Source organism: Halopseudomonas salegens, assembly GCF_900105655.1.
Classification (GTDB): Bacteria; Pseudomonadota; Gammaproteobacteria; order Pseudomonadales; family Pseudomonadaceae; genus Halopseudomonas; species Halopseudomonas salegens.
This window is the reverse complement of record NZ_LT629787.1, coordinates 3,268,541-3,288,905: the sequence shown is the minus strand read 5'-3', so window position 1 is coordinate 3,288,905 and position 20,365 is coordinate 3,268,541. Positions and strand designations below refer to the sequence as shown.

Genomic DNA, 20,365 nt, shown 5'->3' with positions numbered 1-20,365 from the left:
AAAGCTACGGATATTAATCTTAGCATGAGTACTCGCAGTGCTAACGCCATTGTACAGCGGCAGCCTTGGCAGAGCGAAGCGGCGATAAGGCTGCCCGGTGGCGGGCCCTCAGGCCCGGAACGAACTGAAACTATTGATTAGGTTGCGTTGAAAAAATAATGACTGGGATGACCCAAGCCCCCCGGCTGAAAATAGCCCATGCCACTGCCAAATGGATTAATCCCATCACCGCAGCTAAGCTTGGCGATGTGAGAGCGACACCATCTATGCTGGGCGAAAGAGCCGGATAAATCAACGCAACGATCTGCAATAACCCTAAAGTCCCAGACGCCAGACATCCAACTTTCAAGACGACAGGCATGGAACCAAACCGGCCTGGAATCATGTCCATACTCACCAAGCTAGACCTCTAAAATGCATAATGCCTCAATAACCGGCGCAGCTTCGCTGCGTCCGGCGCCGTAGGCGCGAAGTTAATTGACTTGTATGGAGTAGTTTCTTTGCAAATATCCAAACAACCATTCCCGTTCAATTTCAGTTGCTCCTGTTGCTATTTCTACTCTCTCGGCTCCTTTATCAATAGTTAACCGATTTCCATTATCAGTTTCACGCAACTCCATTGTTTTTAGTTCTGATGGAGTGAATTCAATGCGCTTGCGCTTGGGAAATATGGATTTCCAATAATCCTTTTGGCTGTGCATACCAAAATCTATTTTCAGTGGAGGCACTCCCGTATCCAAAGACAAGGACGGGCGATTAAGAAGAAGTTGTTCCGGGATGCTTTTTTGGAACACCCTGTAAATCATATACCCTGCAAAAAGGCCACCGACGGTCCAGCCACCCAACCAAAAGATAAGGAAGGCGTCACCTTCACCAGATGATATTTGTGAGAAAGCAATAGTAAATCCTATAAACCAGCAACCCATCCAGAATAGTAAAAATAACCCAATGAAGTATCTCATTGTGCCACCTTTTCCGTGGGGTACAAGAATATGTTGATGACCATTCAAGGTATCAATTTTGATTTCACTACCTTGTGGAGGTGTATTACTCATTATTACTCCTGGCGCCGTAACGGAGGTCCGGACACAGCTTGCTGTGGTGGAAGCCCATGGCGTACATAATTGCATTGTTATGAACTATTGTGGCCCGAAACCCACTAAGCCTGAAACACACCATAAATATACACCCATCGAATTTAGAACCTTACCCCAGAATTTTGTACGAAACTTAATACCTGTTAAAAATAATGTTACCGCCAACAAGCATGCTACCCCAAGAAGCACTCTAAACTCGGTGGTGAAGTATGGAGCATCTGAAGTAAAGCCGACAAACACGCCCATAAAACCACCTATTGGAAGCATTACTAAACCCAGGCCCGTAGTTGGTACCGCAATTAGCAGTGCCGGCCCAGCGTACGCCAGCCCCCACTGCCACTTTTCAGAAAAATTCATCATTATTAATAACGCCGGCCATACGCGGCCGAGTGAAACGAGGTCCGGCGCTCGAAGCGCTGCGCATTGTTATGGCAGTTACTTTTTCTCATGTATGCCAACGACATTGCCTTGAGATTGGCTCTTTACCTCCTTCACCTTTTTTAGGAGATGAGGTGATACATTCCACTTTTGGCCGGACTCTGTAACGACAGTAACCGTTTGCTTGTTGAACTTGAATAGAGTGCCAAACTGCGTTCCTCTTCCCGGAGGATCAAAACACACCCGTTCCCCAGGACGGAACTCCATCATTTCTTTATGCGTATGCATTGTTTCCAGGAACTTGAGGCGCTCAACTATTCGATGGTTGAGATCGCAAAGCTCCTCTTCGCTTAGATGATCAATGTCTATGGTCATGAATTACTCCGATTTCTGAATCTCCATACGCATTGCTTACCGGAAAATTGGGAGCGCAGCTACTTGTTGGGTGGCAAAAGCACAGGGCGAGGACAATGCCTTCGGCGCTTATCATCAACTGCTGGTTCTTTTCGGCATTCCAGTTAATTTGCTTCATGGGCCGAGTCTAGCAGGATGAGCTCCTATTGGCATCTTGCTAACGCCGCGCTCTGCGGCAACTTTGGAGCCGGGAAGCGGCGGAAAATCGGTGGCTGAGCAGCCGATTGTTAAATCATTTGACGTACGGTATCCTGAGCATGATCAATATCCTGTACAGGAGCAGCCTTGTGGATGCTATTAGCTATACAGCCGCTAGAACGAATCTAGCAAAAACCATGGAGCAGGTCTGTGAAGACCATTCCCCTGTGATCATCACCCGGAGCAAGTCGCAGTCCGTGGTAATGATCTCCCTTGAGGACTACGAGGCATTGCAAGAGACCGCATACCTCCTGCGCGCACCAAAGAACGCCCGTCGTTTGTTGGAATCCGTCGCCGAGCTCGAGCAAGGTGGTGGTCAAGAAAAGGAACTTCTTGAATGAAACTCATCTTCTCCGAGAACGCCTGGGAAGACTATTTGTACTGGCAGAAAACTGACAAAAAGATCCATAACCGAATCAACAAGCTGATCAAAGAGACCAAGCGAGAACCGTTCGAAGGCATTGGTAAACCGGAGCCTCTCAAACACAGCCTCGCCGGTTACTGGTCCCGGCGGATCAATGAAGAACACCGAATGGTTTACAAGGTCATGGATGACGCTTTGCTTATCGCCCAGCTCCGGTATCACTACTGATTGAACGCTGCCGTAACCGGCCAAAATACGGAGCGGTTGTTTGTGGAACAATGAGCGTAGCGAATGCACAAGTTGCCGCAGAGTATTTTGGGTCCACTTGATGGTCTTGTAGAGCACAAACTACAACCAGCTCAGAAGCCCTACGATAAACATACCCAGCAAGGCGCAAAAACTAATTGCAAAAGCGACGCTACGAGCAACTTTCAGATTGTTGTAGTAGAACATCATGTGACCAAAACGCCCCGCTAAATACGCCAATGCACACCCATTCAGCCATGCGGGGTTTGCGGAAGAAAAAATACCAAATAAGGCAAACAAAATCAGCATAGCTGCACTTTCGTTGCTATTGGCTAACACCCTGTGAGATCGAAATATAAAACTGTCGTGGTCTTGCTCTATCAAGAAGCCGGGAGTGTGCTTTGCCCTTATGCCCACCAAATCCATTATTGCTAACTGGACCCAAAACAGAAATCCAGCAAAGCCCAAAACAAATACCGTCACTTTGTAAGGCTCTATTATTTCCATCCGTTACTTTCTCCATTGCTTCAATGTTCTGGTATGCTCAAATGCCGCCAACACGCGCGGCTTTGTAGTGGAGGCGGAGCCGCAACGAAAAAGCCGTCGCTGTGCTTGGCCTAGTTTTGGACGTTGACACCACAGTCACTTGTTATGTGCTGGCATTATTTTTTCCGACCAAAAGAATGATGTTAAGCCGAATAATGCGATGCCTGCTAATAAGGTGGCAATTACCTGATTTGAAGGTGAAAGGTGAAATGAACCCCCCATTGTGCCAGCCAGCATTAGTAGTAGAAAAGAAAGCAAAGAGAGAATACCTACGCCTTTACATAAATGATTTATGGGCAGCGCGAGCGGTTTATAAACAATAGAGATAATAATGGCAAGCGCAAGAATGGGTAAAAGAAAATGGCCGAGAGAAAAACCAAAGACTGACCCAGTGTAAAAAAACATACCTAAACAGATGGCTGCCAGTAATGATTTGAGTGTGTTAGTTATCATAATGCTAATTTCCTATTGCACATAACGCTGCCATCACCGGTGCCTAAGCCGAAGCGAAGCTGAGGTTTTGGCATCCGGTGCATGGCCTGGTTAGCTGATGGGCTTAACGCAATACTCGATCGGCATGGGCTTATCTACTACCTTTGAAGATAGCCTGTATCGCTTGCCTTTCTCTATTGAAGCTCCTTTTAGAACCTCTTCGAGACGATCTTTGATTGGGACTTGAAAGTCGTCTTGTGTGCGTGCCTGGATAAATGCAGCCGCGACCTCGAATTCATAATTTTCCGACTGATACAGCGCGAACTCATCTTTGGGGTCACGGAGGGTGTTCAAAACTCTGTGTCACCGACAGCAGCGTCACAGACTGATGTATTCGTCCAGGCGCTCGGGGAAGTGGATGGCCATCTGCGACAGCGTCAGGTTCCAGTTCTGAACGGGGTGTGTCAATGGCCATTAATTTTGACCCACTTTTGGCCAATAAAATTGACCCACTTGCGTACCGCTAACCGCCGGTTTTCTGCTTCAGTCGATAGCTCTCACCTCCCAGCATAAAAATGTGTGAATGGTGGATAACGCGGTCGATGATGGGCACGGCCACGTTATCGTCATGGAAGAACTCGCCCCAACTGGTGAAGTCCTTGTTGGTGGTCAGGATGACCGAGCGGTACTCGTACAGGTTGTTGATCAACTGGAACAGGTTGTACCGGGCCTGCCGTGTCATCGGCAGATAGCCCAGCTCGTCGATGATCAGCACGTCGTACTTGCTCAGCTGATTCAAACGCTTCTTCAGCTCGCCCTTCATCTCTGCCAGTTCTAGATCCTCGACCAGTGCCAGAGCGGTGCGGAACAGCACCTTGTAGCCAGCCTGGACCGCCTTGTGGCCAATCCCAATGGCCAAGTGGGTCTTGCCCACGCCCGGTGGTCCGATGAACACCAGGTTGTCCCGGTTGTCGATAAAGCTGAAGTCCAGCAAGGCACTGACCTGGCGCTTGGTGATGGTGGTCTGGTGCCGGTAGTCGAAGGCCTCCAGATGCTTCTCCGAGGGGAACTGGGCCTGCTTGAGGTTGCGGCTCACGCGGCTGCTGGAGCGGGCGTTCAGCTCATGCTCGACCAGTGACTGGGCGAAGTTCAGGTAGGACAGTTCATTGGCTTCGGCCTTGGTCAGCAGGGTGGCCAGCTCACCAGCGGTCGCGCTGAGGCGAAGGCTGCGGTACTGCGCGATGGTGCTGTCGAGCAGGCTCATGGGGTCACCCCGTGGCCAGTCGACTGGCCAACCCGGGCGTAAGCGTTCAGGTCGGCGTGACTGACCTGGCTGCCAGTTACGGGAGCATAGTCCTGATCGCTGATGACCCGCCCCCGCGCCTTGGCTTGCTGCCAGGCTTCGAGATAGCGCTTGAGTCCAGTGGCAGTCAGCTCGCCGCGCCCGCACAGCTCACCAAGCAGCGTCGTATCAACCGGCGCATGGGCCATGAGTAGGTCGCGTGCGGCGACCAACTGGTCCTTGTAGATGCGCGGGGAAGTACGCTTGAGCAACTGGCACAGGGTTGCCCCCAGGTCATCGGGCAAGATCGAGTCGATGCTGTGCTCCAAGTCGGTGATGCGCTGGGCATGGTCGCGGTAATGGTTGTTGTTCTTGATCATCCGGCCCTTGGCCTTGCACAGGTCATGGGTGGCGATGAGTTCACCGCTCTCCAGGTCATGGATCAGTAACTGGTCGTCCTGTGCGCTGACACCGACACGGGCTTGCTGCCAGGCCATGGGTACCGAGTACTTGTTGGCCTGCCAGGAGATCAAGCCGGTCTTGTCGACCTTGCGTGTCTCCCTTGTCGGCGCCAAGTGCAGCAGGCTCTGCGGGACCAGATAGGGCTTGAGTTGGCTACGCTCCAGCGCCTCGAAATGGACCCGTGGATGCTGGCCCGTCGTGCCATGCAGGCGGGCGTTGGCCACCGTCTCAAGCCAGTCATGCAGGTGCTGGCGAACGGCGTTCTCGTCCTGGAACTGCTCACCGTAGAAGCAGTCGCGCTTGACGTACTTGACCCCGGACTCCACCTTGCCCTTGCTCTCCGGGTCATAGCCCTCGCACGCGTGGATGCGGTACCCGACGGTAGTCGCATACTGGTGGAAGCGCTGGTTCAGCGTCAGCTCACGGTACTGCTCGTTAATCACCACCATCTTGGTCTGATCGTAGATGCACTCCTCGGTGACGCCGCCGAAGTAACGGAAGGCCTCGTCGTGCATCTGAATAAATCGCTCGGTGTGCAAGGGACGGAAGTCGAGGCCGACATACATCAAGCGGGAACAGGACAGCACAAACACCACAAAGTGAACGACACGCTCCAGGCCGCCGATCATGACGCCTCGCAGCTCACCAGGATCGACCTGACACTGGACGCCCGGTACCGACTCAACGACCGGTTCGTAATAGCGCAACTGACCGCTGGCAACCTGCTGCTTGAGCTCTTGCACATACCGGCGGATGCTCCGGTCTGACACCGCTAGGTCAACGGTGCGCTGCCTCAGACGACGGGCCAGCTTGACCGCGCTGAGGGCTGGAAACTGACCCAACTGATTGATCAGATAATCACGGTGCTGGTCGAGCAACTTGGTGCGTGAAGGGTCAGCAATGGCAGTGCTGATTTGCACCTCATCCAGGTGCAGATACTTGCGTACGGTGTTCCGGGATATCCCCAGCTCGCGACTGATGGCACGGACCGACAGGCCACGGCCCTGGTCATACAACCCCTTGATCTTGTGAATCACAACCCACTCCTTCAATGATCTGTCCCCGGCCTGTGCATAAGGCGGGGGACGCTACATGGATCGGTGGCCTATGCCACCATGGGTGGGTCAAAATTGTTGGCCAGAGGTGGGTCAGATTAATTGGCCATTAACAGGGTGGGTCCAGCGCTCGGATGCCTTGAGTATACCGGCATAGAGCAGCTTCAGTAAGGCGTTCTCACTGGCAAAGCCGCCCTTGGTCTTGGTCAGCTTGCGGAACTGGCGATGCACAGCCTCCACCGCATTGGTGGTGTAAATCGCAGTGCGGACGTAATCGGGATATTTGAAGTAGGCCGATAGGGTTGGCCATTTGCCCCGCCAAGACTTGATCACCATTGGATATTTCTCGCCCCATTTGGCTTCCAGTTCATCGAGTGCGATTTCTGCGGCGTTCAGCGTTGCAGCCTTGTAGACGGGCTTCAGATCAGCCATGAAGGCTTTCTGGTTTTTCGATGCGACATACTTCAGCGAGTTGCGTATCTGGTGAATCACGCAATGCTGGATTTCCGTTTTCGGGTAAATGCTCTCGATGGCTTCCGGGAAGCCTTTCAGGCCATCTACACAGGCGATCAGGATGTCCTTAACGCCACGATTGTAGAGGTCTGTCAGCACGGAGAGCCAGTGATGGGCGCCTTCCTGGTCGGACAGATACAGGCCAAGCAGCTCCTTCTTTCCCTCGATGTTCAGGGCGAGAATGGTGTAGATGGCCTTGCTGACGTAACGCCCGTTTTCCTTGATTTTGTAGTGAATGGCGTCAAGCCAGACAATTGGATAGATGGAGGGTGTTCAAAACTCTGTGTCACCGACAGCAGCGTCACAGGCTGATGTATTCGTCCAGGCGCTCGGGGAAGTGGATGGCCATCTGTGACAGCGTCAGGTTCCAGTTCTGAACGGGGTGGGTCCAGCGCTCGGATGCCTTAAGTATACCGGCATAGAGCAGCTTCAGTAAGGCGTTCTCACTGGCAAAGCCGCCCTTGGTCTTGGTCAGCTTGCGGAACTGGCGATGCACAGCCTCCACCGCATTGGTGGTGTAAATCGCAGTGCGGACGTAATCGGGATACTTGAAGTAGGCCGATAGGGTCGGCCATTTGCCCCGCCAAGACTTGATCACCATTGGATATTTCTCGCCCCATTTGGCTTCCAGTTCATCGAGTGCGATTTCTGCGGCGTTCAGCGTTGCAGCCTTGTAGACGGGCTTCAGATCAGCCATGAAGGCTTTCTGGTTTTTCGATGCGACATACTTCAGCGAGTTGCGTATCTGGTGAATCACGCAATGCTGGATTTCCGTTTTCGGGTAAATGCTCTCGATGGCTTCCGGGAAGCCTTTCAGGCCATCTACACAGGCGATCAGGATGTCCTTAACGCCACGATTGTAGAGGTCTGTCAGCACGGAGAGCCAGTGATGGGCGCCTTCCTGGTCGGACAGATACAGGCCAAGCAGCTCCTTCTTTCCCTCGATGTTCAGGGCGAGAATGGTGTAGATGGCCTTGCTGACGTAACGCCCGTTTTCCTTGATTTTGTAGTGAATGGCGTCAAGCCAGACAATTGGATAGATGACTTCAAGATCACGCTCTCGCCATGCCTGTAGCTCTGGCAGAAGTTTGTCGGTGACAGCATTGATGGTGCCGTTGGACAGCTCAATATCATATAACTCAGCAATGTGAGCGCGGATGTCCTGGTAGCTGTTGCCGAGCGCAAACAGGGCCAGGATTTTGCGCTCCAGCTCATCGGTCAGGTGCGTCTGGTGTTTCTTGATAAGCTGGGGCTCGAAGGTGCCGCTGCGGTCACGGGGCGTCTTCAATTCGAAGCTGCCGACGGGGCCTTTCATGGTCTTGCCGGTCGTGCCGTTCTTGCGGTTCGGCGTGGCTTCTTTGGCAAGATGATTGTCCAACTCAGCCTGCATGGCGGCTTCGGTGAGTTGCTTGATCAACGGCGTGAGAATGCCGTCTTTACCGGTCAAATCCTGGCCGTCACGCAGGGCTTGCAGGGCGGCGTCAATGTCGAATGTGGGTTTGCTCATGGTTCACCTCTCTGATGAGTAGATTAAAGAGGTGACACAGAATTATGAACACTACCGTATAAAGATGTGCTTGATCAAAGGGCGATCTTCCCATTCCTTTTTTATGTAAATCTCACCTGGAACACAGAAATACCAAGGCTGTTTCCCAAAAGCTGAAAACTGAGCACTTACTATTTCTTGAACCAAATGAATAGCCTGCAACGCCAGCTCTCGATCATTACGATCAGTTTCAGGATTAAAGTGAATAGCATGATTACGCTTGTCATTGAGCTCCCTGAATTTTGCGGCAGCCTCTGGCAATAATTCGCCCCAAGATTCCAGAGCATCTATCGCAACGGGCCAATAGTCGAATGATTGTTTACGATATAATTTTTTTATATTCCGGCGATGTTTTGTGGTAGTCCCGAAGCAACAACACCATATGGTTAAGAACCCTCTCACCGAGAGCGCACGCTCCTGTTAGAGCAGGATAATAGCCCCCTACCACAAACGAGTTCCTGATCTGCTCTAGAAACTTGTTATGGAAAGCTGTCACTGAGAAAGGCTTAAACTTCAAATCATGAAAGTTCTTTACTTTTTGTTCTATGCTCCAGCTCCCAAACTGCTCGGCAAGCTCCTTAATAGTCTTTTCTCTGTTTTCAATGTGCAGCTCTTTTATTTTCTCATCCCATTGGTCTTGAACAGGCTCTAAGCAGTGCGCCCTTGAATCAAAATCAAATGAAAATATTCTGTATCGTTTCATATCTATACTTTTGGCACGCTAACGCCCTGAATAAGCCGCCGTTTGGAGCGCCAGCGCAAAACGGTCGGCTTGATTCACTGGTTAGCCCTCGTTTTGCACCAAACGTCCTTTGGATTCGGCAAAATCTGCAACACCCTTGGTGATGCCTTTGATTTCTCGACTCCAGAACAGCAAAATTTCCGCCAATTCGGTTGGTTCAAATTTCACGACTTGCCCAATACCAAAGCTTTTCTGCCTCTCAACCTTTTTTATTCCAATGCGACATTCATTCTCAACCTGGTGGCCTTTGAGTTCATTAAACTCCATTTCTTGCTCTCCATTCTCATCAATCAGAACGGCACAGAGCCCCATCCACTTGACGTAAAGGTGTTCCTTTTCCTCGTCATTGCAGTCTCGTCGAGTAACGACACCGCGGTAGTGTTCATAATTCTGTGTCACCTCTTTAATCTACTCATCAGAGAGGTGAACCATGAGCAAACCCACATTCGACATTGACGCCGCCCTGCAAGCCCTGCGTGACGGCCAGGATTTGACCGGTAAAGACGGCATTCTCACGCCGTTGATCAAGCAACTCACCGAAGCCGCCATGCAGGCTGAGTTGGACAATCATCTTGCCAAAGAAGCCACGCCGAACCGCAAGAACGGCACGACTGGCAAGACCATGAAAGGCCCCGTCGGCAGCTTCGAATTGAAGACGCCCCGTGACCGCAGCGGCACCTTCGAGCCCCAGCTTATCAAGAAACACCAGACGCACCTGACCGATGAGCTGGAGCGCAAAATCCTGGCCCTGTTTGCGCTCGGCAACAGCTACCAGGACATCCGCGCTCACATTGCTGAGTTATATGATATTGAGCTGTCCAACGGCACCATCAATGCTGTCACCGACAAACTTCTGCCAGAGCTACAGGCATGGCGAGAGCGTGATCTTGAAGTCATCTATCCAATTGTCTGGCTTGACGCCATTCACTACAAAATCAAGGAAAACGGGCGTTACGTCAGCAAGGCCATCTACACCATTCTCGCCCTGAACATCGAGGGAAAGAAGGAGCTGCTTGGCCTGTATCTGTCCGACCAGGAAGGCGCCCATCACTGGCTCTCCGTGCTGACAGACCTCTACAATCGTGGCGTTAAGGACATCCTGATCGCCTGTGTAGATGGCCTGAAAGGCTTCCCGGAAGCCATCGAGAGCATTTACCCGAAAACGGAAATCCAGCATTGCGTGATTCACCAGATCCGCAACTCGCTGAAGTATGTCGCATCGAAAAACCAGAAAGCCTTCATGGCTGATCTGAAGCCCGTCTACAAGGCTGCAACGCTGAACGCCGCAGAAATCGCACTCGATGAACTGGAAGCCAAATGGGGCGAGAAATATCCAATGGTGATCAAGTCTTGGCGGGGCAAATGGCCAACCCTATCGGCCTACTTCAAATATCCCGATTACGTCCGCACTGCGATTTACACCACCAATGCGGTGGAGGCTGTGCATCGCCAGTTCCGCAAGCTGACCAAGACCAAGGGCGGCTTTGCCAGTGAGAACGCCTTACTGAAGCTGCTCTATGCCGGTATACTCAAGGCATCCGAGCGCTGGACCCACCCCGTTCAGAACTGGAACCTGACGCTGTCACAGATGGCCATCCACTTCCCCGAGCGCCTGGACGAATACATCAGTCTGTGACGCTGCTGTCGGTGACACAGAGTTTTGAACACCCTCGACACCGCCTCTATGGGTAATACAATTTCGAGCTTTATTGATGCTCCTGAGGCTTTCTAGCGACTCAATTGGTATTGAGAATTGCTCTTCCAAGTATGCCAGCTTCGATGGAAAGGGCTTTTTATCGAAGCGTCTGACGTCGGCTTTGACATGAAGAGGCGAAGCTGCATTCTTCTTTATCATTATCAAACAGAGATAAACCTCCTCGATGAAAAATTGAAAGGATTCAAGCAGCTCCCTTAGAGAACTATTGATTGTCCATTCGCAATAGGCCTCTTTGAATTGGGTAACTGTGTCTTGGTCGAGACCATCCTTCAGAAGCTGAATGCTTGTAATATGACTTAATTGGTAATCATTGAGTCGCTCATCTAAAGCGGCATTCACTCCCAAGCCCATAAATACATAAGCTCTTCTTGCACCCTTCAGAGCCCTTTCCTGTATTTTGTCTAGCTCGATCCTCATTCTGCTTCCTTTCAGGGGCTAACGTTTAGATAACAGTCCTCGTGACACAAAAAACAAAGTCACTCGGAACTTAGGATGAATCGTACGAACTTTTTTCGAGGTACTGTTCATCGGCTCGTTGGACAGAGCCGCCTGCACGGTGACGCAGGACCGATGCTCTATTAATGGAATTTCCTTTTCCGCGCGATGGCCAGCATCGGCTGGTCAGACGGGACACGCCTCCGCAGGTACTGCAGTAATACACCGTCGACGAGCAATCTTCAGCAGGTCGAACCATCGCCAATGTGCCGCAGGCGTTCCGGCAACGGCGATAATCTTGCTTCGCGGCCGGCGCATAAAACCCGTAATACCTTAGGGTATGGAGCCCTTGAGGTGGAACGTGCAGCAAGACTCGACGAATAAACTCCTCTGGCCTTAACCGCTGGGACTTGACCCTCTTGTCTCTGTGATCGAGATAACTCATCTCAATCCCACCCGCGTCAATGCGCTTGAGTTGACGCGGATTGACTGGGCCGCCTTTGCAGTACCGGGCCAGATACAAGAGCACGCCTTTGCCATGCTCATACCGCTCTTCAATGCGGACACTCCAGGACTTCTTGTACAGACTCCGATACACCGCCCAGAAGGTGTCCCGCGTCATGTCGGGAGGCAGACAGAGGTCACCCGACTCAAAAGCTTCTTTCACCAATCCTTGAAGCTTGCCCCGGTATACCTCCCGTATCACTCTGCCGGGCAACAAAAAGGTGTTCAACGCCCTCCAGTTACCCTGACGGTCAAGTCCGCCTGCAGTCACCAGGCAATGGGTGTGCGGATGCAAATTGAGCTGGCGACCCCACGTATGAAGCGCCATCAAAACACCAGGCTTGAGTCCACCATGCCGGTCATCAGCTAGCAGCGTAAGCAGCGTTGTCTGGCTGGCCCTGAAAATAATCTGAGCGAAGAGTGATTCGTTATACCGCCAAAGCGAAAGATACTCATGCGGTAACGTAAAAATCACATGAAAGTGGGGAACATCTAACAGTCGCTGCTTTTGCTTCTCTACCCATTCCATGCGTTTTTGTTGTGCACACAAATAGCAAGCACGATTACGGCAGGAATGGTGAACCTCAATGCCGGGGTGCTGATCGGCGCAGGCGTAGTAACTGGTGCCCATGGAAGCCGTGCGGCAGTTGACCAGCGCATCAATGGCCTTCAGGTGTCAACGACGGTTCAAAACTGACCCACTTATCGGCGATATCGTCGGTTTAAAACTGACCCACCCTTGGCGATTAATTGTTGGTTAATAGACCTTGGCTGCTGCCCGAGACCGGCGCGATACCCGCAGCGTTCTTGTCCTTCAAGCGGTAGCTTTCGCCACGGATCTGCACGATATGCGCATGGTGTAACAACCGGTCTAACAGCGCTGCCGTCAAGGTTGTGTCATCGGCGAAGGCATGGGACCACTGCGAGAACGGCAGGTTACTGGTTACGATGACACTGCCTTGCTCGTACCGCTTGGCGATGACATTGAAGAACAGATTGGCTTCTTCGCGGCCAAACGGCAGATAGCCGATCTCGTCGATGATCAGCAGCCGCGGAGCTAGCACGCTGCGCTTCAAGTATTGCTCTAGGCGTTCCTGTTTGCGGGCTGTTGCCAGTTGCAGCATCAGATCGGCTGCGGCGATGAAGCGTGTCTTGATGCCTTGAGCGACGGCTTTGTGACCTAGGCTGATGGCGAGATGACTCTTGCCAACGCCACTGGGGCCGAGGAGTACGACATTCTCTGCTCGCTCTACGAAGGCCAAGCTTGTCAGTTCGTTCAGCTGTTTGCGCGGCGCTCCGCTGGCGAATTTAAAGTCATAGTCCTCGAAGAGCTTGCGCCCAGGGAAGCCGGCAAACTTGAGTAAGGTCTCACGGGAGCGCAGGGACCGTGCGTCCAGTTCCAAGCGCAATAGCTGCTCAAGGAAGTCGGCCAAGGTGTCTTCTTGCGAGGCGCAACGGTCGGCCATGGCTGACCATTCGCTGGCTAACGTGTCGAGCTTTAGGTTCGCGCAGGCGTGTTGGATACGCTGATGTTGCAGGTTCATGGACGTGCCTCCAGCAGCCGATCATAGGTGCTCAGCGGATGCTGGAAGCTCTCCCTGGGCACAGGCCGTGCGGCGGCGGGTATGTGCTCTAAGCCCCGTTTTGCCCGCCGTGGCAATGGCCTGAGCTGGAAGCGCTCCTGATCCAGCAATATCTGAGGCTTGATGCCGGTGGTGCCATGGATACGCTGGTGCGCCACACGCTCGAGCCAGGGACCTATATGGGCATTGGCCGTGGCCACATCCAGCCGAAGCCCAGCCTGATTCAGAGTGGCTGCCAGGGGCGTGATGAAGCTGTTTTTCAAGTAACCATTGAAGCGCTCGACCTTGCCCTTGGTGCGAGCTCTGTAGGGTCGGCAAGCGCGGGCGATAAAGCCATAATCACGCGCAGTCGCCAGCAGTTGCGCATTCCAACGATGCTGGCCTTCGCCGTAAGCATCACGCTCGATCATGATGGTCTTGGCGTTGTCGAACAGGATCTCCTGGGGTACCCCGCCGAAGTAATGGCATGCCTCCTCGATCCCGCGCAGCCAGTCATCCTGACGCTCATGCTCGGAAAACCGGACGTAGGTAGCGCGGCTATATCCCAGCGTGGCGACGAAAGCTTTGATCGTGCGCCGGTGGCGAGAGATGGTCGTGAAATCGACCTGCATTTGCTTGCCTGGAGGCGTCTCGAAACGAACTACCGGATCAGGCACGGCCGTCTTGAACTCGGCGAGATAGTTCTTGAGCTGAGTGATTCCGCCAGCATAGCCACGATCCTGAATCTCGCTGAACAGAACCGTTGCCGGTATCCAGTGCGGTTTGGCCGCCTCGATCCGTGCTAACAGATAGGTTTTGTAGGGCTCTAGCTTTGCTGGGCGAGCAGCCCGGTCCGGATAGCTAGGTACAACCGTCAGATCCCGCAGATACCTCCGCACCGTATTGCGCGACACTCCGAGCTGCTTTGCGATGGCGCGAATGCTGTTGCCTTGGCCATGTAATACATGAATTTCCACGAGTCTCTCCTGAGTCAACATCGGCCGCCGCTCTGGTCATTTGATTAGGCGGCCATTTTGCTTCAGGTGGGTCAATTTTAAGTCGACGTTGGTGGGTCAGTATTACTCCGGCGGTGACATTCAGGTTCTTTAGCGGCTGTTTGGTTGCCTTCAACCGGTCATGGTAGGCAGCAAACACCTTCTGCACTGCGCGATCGGACATATCCTTGTGTCCTTGTGCTAGTAATGACGTAACGCCTCTACTCTGCCGCGAAGCGGCTTTGTTCAACATTTATATATCAGCCTCACCGACCAATATGTCGGTGATCGTTTTGTTTTTCTTAAATGTTGTTCCAACTCGCTTGCAGCCCCGTGACGTCAGTCTTATAACCCGATTGTCGGGTTTCATGTGACCGGCAAAATGGTCGCAGAGCCTCATATCCCGGTTTTCCATCGTGCGTTTAACGCGTTGAAATCATGACGTTAATCCTTCATTTCCGGGCATGCTCCAGGATATCGATCATGGTGATCAATTCCCCGACGGCAGGCACGCTACCGCCATTCCCGTCACACGGTGTTTGTGCGGGGTTCTGTAGAACGGCAGGCAAGGGAGTTTGTCGCGGCAGTCCCTGCCTTGTGCGGATTAAGTGCGGTCAAGCGAGCTTGGCCAGTCGTTCAGATATAGCATGGCCTGCATGTTGTGGCAAAACGCACATGGGCACCTCGCTGGTGCCCATGATGTAGCTTTGGTCGCTGCAGGGCTCTTGCGCTGGCGCGTCAGGATTCCTGGCTGTTTTTGCCTGGCGGCTGGGCGACGATGTCTTCCATGGTCAAGCCGGTCAGCCCATGAATGGTTCGCCACAGATAGACCAGGATCAGGACCATCATGACCATCGACGGCAGTGCGATCATCGGATAGCTGACCAGCGTCATGCGGCCGAGCTCTTCATTGAAGGCCTGCGAACCTGCAGGGCTGTTGACGATCCACTTGGCCAGAACATAGTTCATCACCGATGAGAAAAAGAAAGTACCGGCAAGGAAGTAGGTGGCTTTGAGCAGGCGCTGCTCAAAAACGTCAACGAGACTGCGTTCGCTCAGGCGTTCGTGTACCAGGTCCACGTTGAGCACTTTGTCGTTGTACAGGAGGGTGCGAATCAACGGGAAACGGGTTCGGGTCGAGACCAGCACGGCAATACCGATGATACCGGGCACGGCGGCTTCCTTGATTGCCAGCCACTGAGGATCGAGCTTGAGCAGACCGATGCCGCCGGTGAGCATGACGCTGACCAGGCCGAGCAGGGCAATCCAGTTGAACTTGCGATAGCGAATCAGCTCGAACAGCCCCCAGCCGAGCGGAAAGGCCAGGGCAATGACCAGCGCCAGCGGTGGCCCGAGGTGCTCTTCGCCACTGAATTTCATCAGGATGATCGAGGGCGCGACAATACTCACCAGCAGGTCGATCAGCGGGCGTTGTTTGTGCTCGGGACGGGTCTGGGCCTTATCAGTCATGGGTCTCTGCTGGGTGATTCAATGTGACCTGCATGATACACGGCTCGGGCTGGCGGGGGCAGTCTGCATCGTCGCGGGCCACTACCGAGACCAGACCTGAGGCCATTGCAGCACCCGGTCCGCAGCTGGCAGTGCATCGGCGTCATGGGCCAGCAGAAGCACAGTCCGTCCTTGCAGCCAGCTGTGCAGCCAGGCCTTGATGCGTTCACGCCGGATATGGTCTACGCCGGTAAAAGGTTCATCCAGAATGACGATGGGTGGATCCTTGAGTAGCACCCGTGCCAGCGCCAGACGCCTGCCTTCGCCACCGGACAGCTGGCGGCCGGTTTCGCCAACCCAGCTATGCAGGCCATCGGGCAACTCTCGCACCATATCTCCCAACTCGACCCGGTCCAGAGCTTGCCAGAGCTCATCGTCACTAGCATCAGGTGAGCCCAGGCGCAGATTGCTTGCAATGCTGTCATGCAGCAGGTCAGTGCTCTGGGTCAGGTAACCGATCTGGCTGCGCCATTGATCCAGGTCCAGGCTAGTCAGCGGGGTCGAGCCGAACAGCACCTGACCATTGTCAGGATCGATCAGGCGAGCTGCCAGTGCCGCCAGGGATGATTTACCGCACCCGGACGGGCCAATCACCGCCAGGCTGGTTGCCATCGGCAGGTGAAGGTCAATGGATTGCAGCCCGGCATGCCGCACACTGACCGAGTGCCAGAACAGGTCGCCTTTAACGGGCAGGGCTGCAGGATGCTCAGGCTGGTGCAGACAGCTTTGCAGGCTGGTTTGCTGGTTGAGGCGCTCGGCTGCGGCGAGGGTTGCTCCCCATTGCGCGCTGCCGGCGGGCAAACCGGCAAAACTTTCGTGCAGCGCCAGTAGCGCCATGGCGATCATGATGCCTGCGGGGCCGCTGATAATGCTCTGAGTATAGCCCTGCAATGCCAGCGTCAGCCCCAGCAGACTGATCAGCAACAGGGCTGTCAGGTTGATGGCCTGCAAAACGGCTACGCGTTGTTGCCAGCGCAGTTGTTCGCTTATGAGTTGCTGGCTTTGCTCGAGTAGTTGCTGCTGCCGGGCAGCGAGATGACCCGCAGCAGCCAACTCAGCGATGCCCTGTAGCTGTTCCACACACCGGGCCCGCAACTGATCCAGCTGCCATACTCGTCCGGCCGCAAGATTGTGCGTCAAGTGGGCGCTGCCCCAGGTCACCAGCAGCAACACCAGCAGCAACAGAGCCAGGGCGATCAAACCAAGGTGGACGTTAACCGCAGCGAGCAAGCCACTGACGACCAGAACGCAGAGCAGTGCGACCAGGGGTGGGGCCAGCAAACGCAGATACAGATTATCCAGCGTATCGATATCTGCCGTGAGGCGGTTGAGCCATTGGCTGGCGCGGATTCTGGCCAGGTTGTTGCCATCCAGCCGGGTAAGTGCGGAGAAATGCCGGACCCGTAGCGCGGCCAGCAAGGTCAGCACCGTATTGTGATTGAATACCCGCTCGGTATAGCGCGCCAGTGTGCGGGTAACGGCAAAGAAGCGGATGCCACCACCGGGCACATAGACATCGAAAGCAACCCGGGTGCCCGCAGCCCAGAGCATTGCGGTTACGCCGGTTGCGGTAATGAACCAGCCCGAGAGTGCCAGCAGGCCGATGCCGGCCAACAGGGTCAAAGCCAGCAAGCCGATGCCCAGTTGCAGGCGGCCGCGGTAGGGTCGCATGGCTGTCAGCCAGGGCAGCAGTTCACGCATGGGCCAGCACTCCATTGCTCAGGTACAGATGCTGGTCGGCAAGTTCGCTCATGGCCGGGTGGTGGCTGACGATAATCAGTGTACGACCGCTGTCGCGAAGCGCGCGCAAGGCATACACCACGCCTTGTTCGCTATCGGCATCCAGCCCGGCCGTGGGCTCATCCAGCAGGACCAGGCTGGCGCTGCTGAGCCAGACTCGAGCCAGTGCCAGGCGCTGGGCCTGGCCACCCGAGAGGCCGCGCCCATCCTCGCCCAGTTGGCTGTTCAGCCCGGCTGTTTGTGCCTGCAGCGACTCGGCAAGCCCGACTTTTTCCAGGGCTGCCCGCATTTGCTCCTCGGTCGCCGCCGGGGTCAGCAAGCGCAGGTTGTCAGCCCAACTGCCTTTGATCAGCCAGGGGCGTTGGCCCAGCCAGGCAATGGGGTGTGTGCCGGGGGCGTGCGCAAACACGCTGATCTGGCCCTGTTGCGGCGCAATGAAGCCGGCCAGGCACTGCAACAGGGTGGTCTTGCCGATGCCACTGGGACCGCTGATCAAGAGGGCCTGTCCGCGCGGCAGGTGCAGATTGGCCTGGCGCAAAACGGGTGGTCTATCGGGGTGGGCCAGGGTCAGGTCGGTGACGCAGACGGCATCAGGGCTGGCTGAGTCTGGCGCTTGCAATTCGATCGGGTGTTCGCTTGGTTGCTGCGTTTGCCATTCAGCCAGTTGGTCAGCTGCACCGAGGGCCGCTGCGCGGTCATGGTAATGCTGCGCCAGGCTGCGCAGAGGTTGAAAGAATTCGGGCGCCAGCAAGAGCACAAAGAGCCCGCTGAACAGGGTCAGTTGCTCCGCGGGACCGTATTCGATATACCCCAGCAGGCCGAAACCGATATACATGGCGACCACGGCAATAGCGACCGAGGCGAAGAACTCCAGTACTGCCGAAGACAGAAAGGCTACTTTCAGGGTTGCCATACTCAACTGCCGATAGGCCTGGGTATGGGCCTGCACACTTGCCGTCGCGACCCGTTGCTGACCAAAGAGTTGCAAACTGGTGAGGTTGCGTATGCGGTCGAGAAAATGACCCGCCAGGCGGCCGGCTTGCAGCACGTGCCGTTGGCTGATTTGTTCCGCTTGCATGCCGACCAGCGCCATGAACAAGGGAATCAATGGTGCACTCAGCAACAAGAAAATCGCCGCCAGCCAATCCAGCCAGAGCACCAGGGCAAGAATCAGTAGCGGAGCCAGCAGGGCCAGCCATTGTTGTGGCAGGTAGCGAGCGTAGTAACCATCCACGGCATCCACTTGTTCCAGCCACTGGTTGGCCAGCCGGGCGCTGGATTCTCCCGCCAGCCTGACCGGCCCGAGAGCGGCCCAGCGCTGAGTCAGGTCGCTGCGCATTTGCTGGCGCACCCGGGCGCTTGCCTGTTGAGCACAGAGCTCCTGAGCCAGCAGGGCAAGCGCGCGCAACAGAATGCAGGCCAGCAGGAGAGCCAATGCCGGCCAGGTGTGCGACAGCTCTTGGCCAGAGATCAGGATGGCCTGGGCCAGCCAGGCGAAGAGTCCCATCTGCCCGATGATGGCCAGCGTTTGCAGCACGCCAGCCATCACCGCGCCCAGCAGCCAGCTACGCACTGACTGTTGGTAGTGCGCCAGCCAGCGCCGGCTGACCAGCTTGCGTGCGTCGCTAGTGATAGCCGTCACCGGCCTTGATCTTGCCGCGGAAGACCCAGTAGGTCCAGGCGGTATAGGTCAGTACGATGGGAATCACGAAGAGTACCCCGAGCAGCAGGAACAATTGGGATTCCGGCGCCGAAGCCGCGTCCCACAGCGTGTGGTTGGGTGGGACTACGTAGGGCCACTTGGTGACCAGCAGGCCGAGATAGGTAAAGACGAACAGTCCCATGGTGGCAACAAAGGGCATGGCATCGCTCTGCTTGCGCAGGCTGCGGAAAATTTGCCAGGCGCACAGCCCCACCAATACAGGCAGAATCCAGATAACCTGAATCGCCGAAAACCAGCGCTCGTAAGCGGTCGGGTCGACTGTCGGTGTCCATACACTGATGATCACGAAAACCAACAGCACTGCCGCCAGCAGACGCGGTGCCAGGCGGCGTGCCCAGGCCTGAATATAGCCTTCGGATTTCATGATCATCCAGGTGCAGCCAAGCAGTGCGTAACCGGCCAGCAAGCCCAAACCCGTTAACACGGTGAAGGGTGTCAGCCAGTCGAAAGGGCCGCCGACAAATACCTTGCCTTCGGTGGCAAAGCCCTGGATATAGGCACCCACCACGGCGCCCTGGGCAAAAGCGGCAACGATTGAACCACCGGCGAAAGCCCAGTTCCACAAATAGCGGGAGCTTCTTGCCTTGAAGCGAAACTCGAAGGCTACGCCGCGGAAGATCAGCCCGGCCAGCAGCAGGAAAACGCCGATATACAGAGCCGGCAACAGCACTGAATAGACCAGCGGGAAGGCAGCCAATAGCCCGGCACCACCGAGTATCAGCCAGGTTTCGTTACCGTCCCAGACCGGTGCTACCGAGTTCATCATGACATCCCGTGCCTGCTCATCGGGTGCGAAGGGAAACAGGATGCCTACGCCGAGATCGAAACCATCCATCAGCACATACATCATGACGCCAAAGGCAATGATCACCGCCCAAATCAATGAAAGGTCAAAAGTATCCATC

21 protein-coding genes and 1 pseudogene are annotated in these 20,365 nt (G+C 54.6%); 3 read left to right on the top strand and 19 right to left on the bottom strand.

Going from position 1 to position 20,365, the window contains the following annotated elements; all coding sequences use genetic code 11:
• Positions 1–473: 473 nt before the first annotated feature.
• The 3 genes from BLU07_RS15180 to BLU07_RS15175 all read right to left on the bottom strand — a co-directional run bounded on the left by BLU07_RS15180 (position 474) and on the right by BLU07_RS15175 (position 1,850).
• The gene (locus tag BLU07_RS15180; RefSeq protein ID WP_157719220.1) at positions 474–1,055 is read right to left on the bottom strand and encodes a hypothetical protein; all 582 of its coding nucleotides are present in this window, start codon (positions 1,053–1,055) and stop codon (positions 474–476) included.
• A gap of 84 nt (positions 1,056–1,139) precedes the next feature.
• Positions 1,140–1,457: a hypothetical protein gene (locus BLU07_RS17650; protein WP_157719219.1), complete on the bottom strand. Its 318-nt coding sequence runs from the start codon at positions 1,455–1,457 to the stop codon at positions 1,140–1,142.
• Positions 1,458–1,532: 75 nt separating this feature from the next.
• A complete protein-coding gene (locus BLU07_RS15175; protein ID WP_092388598.1) occupies positions 1,533–1,850 on the bottom strand; it encodes a hypothetical protein in 318 nt (105 codons plus the stop codon).
• Between the two features lie 326 nt (positions 1,851–2,176).
• Between BLU07_RS15175 and BLU07_RS15170 the strand changes: the two genes are divergently transcribed.
• Both BLU07_RS15170 and BLU07_RS15165 read left to right on the top strand, forming a co-directional pair.
• A complete protein-coding gene (locus BLU07_RS15170) occupies positions 2,177–2,428 on the top strand; it encodes a type II toxin-antitoxin system Phd/YefM family antitoxin (protein ID WP_012137510.1) in 252 nt (83 codons plus the stop codon).
• Entirely contained in the window at positions 2,425–2,679 is a 255-nt protein-coding gene (locus BLU07_RS15165; RefSeq protein WP_092388595.1) for a Txe/YoeB family addiction module toxin, read from the top strand. The genes BLU07_RS15170 and BLU07_RS15165 overlap by 4 nt, the downstream gene beginning before the upstream one ends.
• A 120-nt stretch (positions 2,680–2,799) precedes the next feature.
• On the opposite strand, the gene BLU07_RS15160 is transcribed toward BLU07_RS15165, so the two are convergent.
• The 8 genes and pseudogenes from BLU07_RS15160 to BLU07_RS15125 all read right to left on the bottom strand — a co-directional run bounded on the left by BLU07_RS15160 (position 2,800) and on the right by BLU07_RS15125 (position 9,542).
• Entirely contained in the window at positions 2,800–3,204 is a 405-nt protein-coding gene (locus BLU07_RS15160) for an MAPEG family protein (protein WP_092388592.1), read from the bottom strand.
• Between the two features lie 135 nt (positions 3,205–3,339).
• Entirely contained in the window at positions 3,340–3,696 is a 357-nt protein-coding gene (locus BLU07_RS17645; protein ID WP_157719218.1) for a hypothetical protein, read from the bottom strand.
• A gap of 502 nt (positions 3,697–4,198) precedes the next feature.
• Positions 4,199–4,939, bottom strand: a complete 741-nt coding sequence (gene istB, locus BLU07_RS15150) for an IS21-like element helper ATPase IstB (protein WP_092383322.1) — start codon at positions 4,937–4,939, stop codon at positions 4,199–4,201.
• Positions 4,936–6,456, bottom strand: coding sequence for an IS21 family transposase (gene istA, locus BLU07_RS15145; RefSeq protein WP_092383324.1), 1,521 nt, complete (start codon positions 6,454–6,456; stop codon positions 4,936–4,938). The genes istB (BLU07_RS15150) and istA (BLU07_RS15145) overlap by 4 nt, the downstream gene beginning before the upstream one ends.
• A 129-nt stretch (positions 6,457–6,585) precedes the next feature.
• Positions 6,586–7,254 (bottom strand): annotated as a pseudogene (locus BLU07_RS15140) (IS256 family transposase); the annotation flags it as partial.
• Positions 7,255–7,288: 34 nt separating this feature from the next.
• On the bottom strand, positions 7,289–8,494 hold the full coding sequence (locus BLU07_RS15135; protein WP_092382989.1) for an IS256 family transposase: 1,206 nt from the start codon (positions 8,492–8,494) through the stop codon (positions 7,289–7,291).
• Between the two features lie 358 nt (positions 8,495–8,852).
• Positions 8,853–9,236: a hypothetical protein gene (locus tag BLU07_RS15130; protein ID WP_092388586.1), complete on the bottom strand. Its 384-nt coding sequence runs from the start codon at positions 9,234–9,236 to the stop codon at positions 8,853–8,855.
• An 81-nt stretch (positions 9,237–9,317) separates the two neighbouring features.
• A complete protein-coding gene (locus tag BLU07_RS15125) occupies positions 9,318–9,542 on the bottom strand; it encodes a hypothetical protein (RefSeq protein ID WP_157719216.1) in 225 nt (74 codons plus the stop codon).
• 163 nt (positions 9,543–9,705) lie between these two features.
• On the opposite strand from BLU07_RS15125, the gene BLU07_RS15120 reads away from it, so the two are divergent.
• Positions 9,706–10,911: an IS256 family transposase gene (locus BLU07_RS15120; protein WP_092382989.1), complete on the top strand. Its 1,206-nt coding sequence runs from the start codon at positions 9,706–9,708 to the stop codon at positions 10,909–10,911.
• Here BLU07_RS15120 and BLU07_RS15115 read toward each other — a convergent pair.
• From BLU07_RS15115 to cydB, 8 genes are all read right to left on the bottom strand, one after another.
• Complete coding sequence (locus BLU07_RS15115) at positions 10,858–11,409, bottom strand: hypothetical protein (protein ID WP_092388581.1); 552 nt, start codon at positions 11,407–11,409, stop codon at positions 10,858–10,860. The genes BLU07_RS15120 and BLU07_RS15115 overlap by 54 nt on opposite strands.
• Before the next feature lie 70 nt (positions 11,410–11,479).
• A complete protein-coding gene (locus BLU07_RS15110) occupies positions 11,480–12,595 on the bottom strand; it encodes an IS91 family transposase (protein ID WP_407920115.1) in 1,116 nt (371 codons plus the stop codon).
• Positions 12,596–12,677: 82 nt separating this feature from the next.
• Positions 12,678–13,475 (bottom strand): IS21-like element helper ATPase IstB, encoded by a 798-nt coding sequence (gene istB / locus BLU07_RS15105; RefSeq protein ID WP_092385635.1) that lies wholly within the window; start codon positions 13,473–13,475, stop codon positions 12,678–12,680.
• Entirely contained in the window at positions 13,472–14,491 is a 1,020-nt protein-coding gene (istA, locus tag BLU07_RS15100; RefSeq protein WP_092385633.1) for an IS21 family transposase, read from the bottom strand. The genes istB (BLU07_RS15105) and istA (BLU07_RS15100) overlap by 4 nt, the downstream gene beginning before the upstream one ends.
• Positions 14,492–15,226: 735 nt before the next feature.
• A complete protein-coding gene (locus BLU07_RS15095) occupies positions 15,227–15,958 on the bottom strand; it encodes a VC0807 family protein (RefSeq protein WP_092388576.1) in 732 nt (243 codons plus the stop codon).
• Between the two features lie 81 nt (positions 15,959–16,039).
• Positions 16,040–17,698: a thiol reductant ABC exporter subunit CydC gene (gene cydC / locus BLU07_RS15090; RefSeq protein ID WP_157719215.1), complete on the bottom strand. Its 1,659-nt coding sequence runs from the start codon at positions 17,696–17,698 to the stop codon at positions 16,040–16,042.
• Complete coding sequence (gene cydD / locus BLU07_RS15085; RefSeq protein ID WP_197675024.1) at positions 17,691–19,379, bottom strand: thiol reductant ABC exporter subunit CydD; 1,689 nt, start codon at positions 19,377–19,379, stop codon at positions 17,691–17,693. The genes cydC and cydD overlap by 8 nt, the downstream gene beginning before the upstream one ends.
• The gene (cydB, locus tag BLU07_RS15080) at positions 19,363–20,364 is read right to left on the bottom strand and encodes a cytochrome d ubiquinol oxidase subunit II (protein WP_092388570.1); all 1,002 of its coding nucleotides are present in this window, start codon (positions 20,362–20,364) and stop codon (positions 19,363–19,365) included. The genes cydD and cydB overlap by 17 nt, the downstream gene beginning before the upstream one ends.
• Position 20,365: the final 1 nt, after the last annotated feature.

Coding starts and splice junctions, on each gene's coding strand:
- BLU07_RS15180 (WP_157719220.1), bottom strand. CDS start 1,055: ATGAGTAATACACCTCCACAAGGTAGTGAAATCAAAATTGATACCTTG.
- BLU07_RS17650 (WP_157719219.1), bottom strand. CDS start 1,457: ATGATGAATTTTTCTGAAAAGTGGCAGTGGGGGCTGGCGTACGCTGGG.
- BLU07_RS15175 (WP_092388598.1), bottom strand. CDS start 1,850: ATGACCATAGACATTGATCATCTAAGCGAAGAGGAGCTTTGCGATCTC.
- BLU07_RS15165 (WP_092388595.1), top strand. CDS start 2,425: ATGAAACTCATCTTCTCCGAGAACGCCTGGGAAGACTATTTGTACTGG.
- BLU07_RS15160 (WP_092388592.1), bottom strand. CDS start 3,204: ATGGAAATAATAGAGCCTTACAAAGTGACGGTATTTGTTTTGGGCTTT.
- BLU07_RS17645 (WP_157719218.1), bottom strand. CDS start 3,696: ATGATAACTAACACACTCAAATCATTACTGGCAGCCATCTGTTTAGGT.
- istB (WP_092383322.1), bottom strand. CDS start 4,939: ATGAGCCTGCTCGACAGCACCATCGCGCAGTACCGCAGCCTTCGCCTC.
- BLU07_RS15135 (WP_092382989.1), bottom strand. CDS start 8,494: ATGAGCAAACCCACATTCGACATTGACGCCGCCCTGCAAGCCCTGCGT.
- BLU07_RS15130 (WP_092388586.1), bottom strand. CDS start 9,236: ATGAAACGATACAGAATATTTTCATTTGATTTTGATTCAAGGGCGCAC.
- BLU07_RS15125 (WP_157719216.1), bottom strand. CDS start 9,542: ATGGAGTTTAATGAACTCAAAGGCCACCAGGTTGAGAATGAATGTCGC.
- BLU07_RS15120 (WP_092382989.1), top strand. CDS start 9,706: ATGAGCAAACCCACATTCGACATTGACGCCGCCCTGCAAGCCCTGCGT.
- BLU07_RS15115 (WP_092388581.1), bottom strand. CDS start 11,409: ATGAGGATCGAGCTAGACAAAATACAGGAAAGGGCTCTGAAGGGTGCA.
- istB (WP_092385635.1), bottom strand. CDS start 13,475: ATGAACCTGCAACATCAGCGTATCCAACACGCCTGCGCGAACCTAAAG.
- istA (WP_092385633.1), bottom strand. CDS start 14,491: ATGTTGACTCAGGAGAGACTCGTGGAAATTCATGTATTACATGGCCAA.
- BLU07_RS15095 (WP_092388576.1), bottom strand. CDS start 15,958: ATGACTGATAAGGCCCAGACCCGTCCCGAGCACAAACAACGCCCGCTG.
- cydC (WP_157719215.1), bottom strand. CDS start 17,698: ATGCGTGAACTGCTGCCCTGGCTGACAGCCATGCGACCCTACCGCGGC.
- cydB (WP_092388570.1), bottom strand. CDS start 20,364: ATGGATACTTTTGACCTTTCATTGATTTGGGCGGTGATCATTGCCTTT.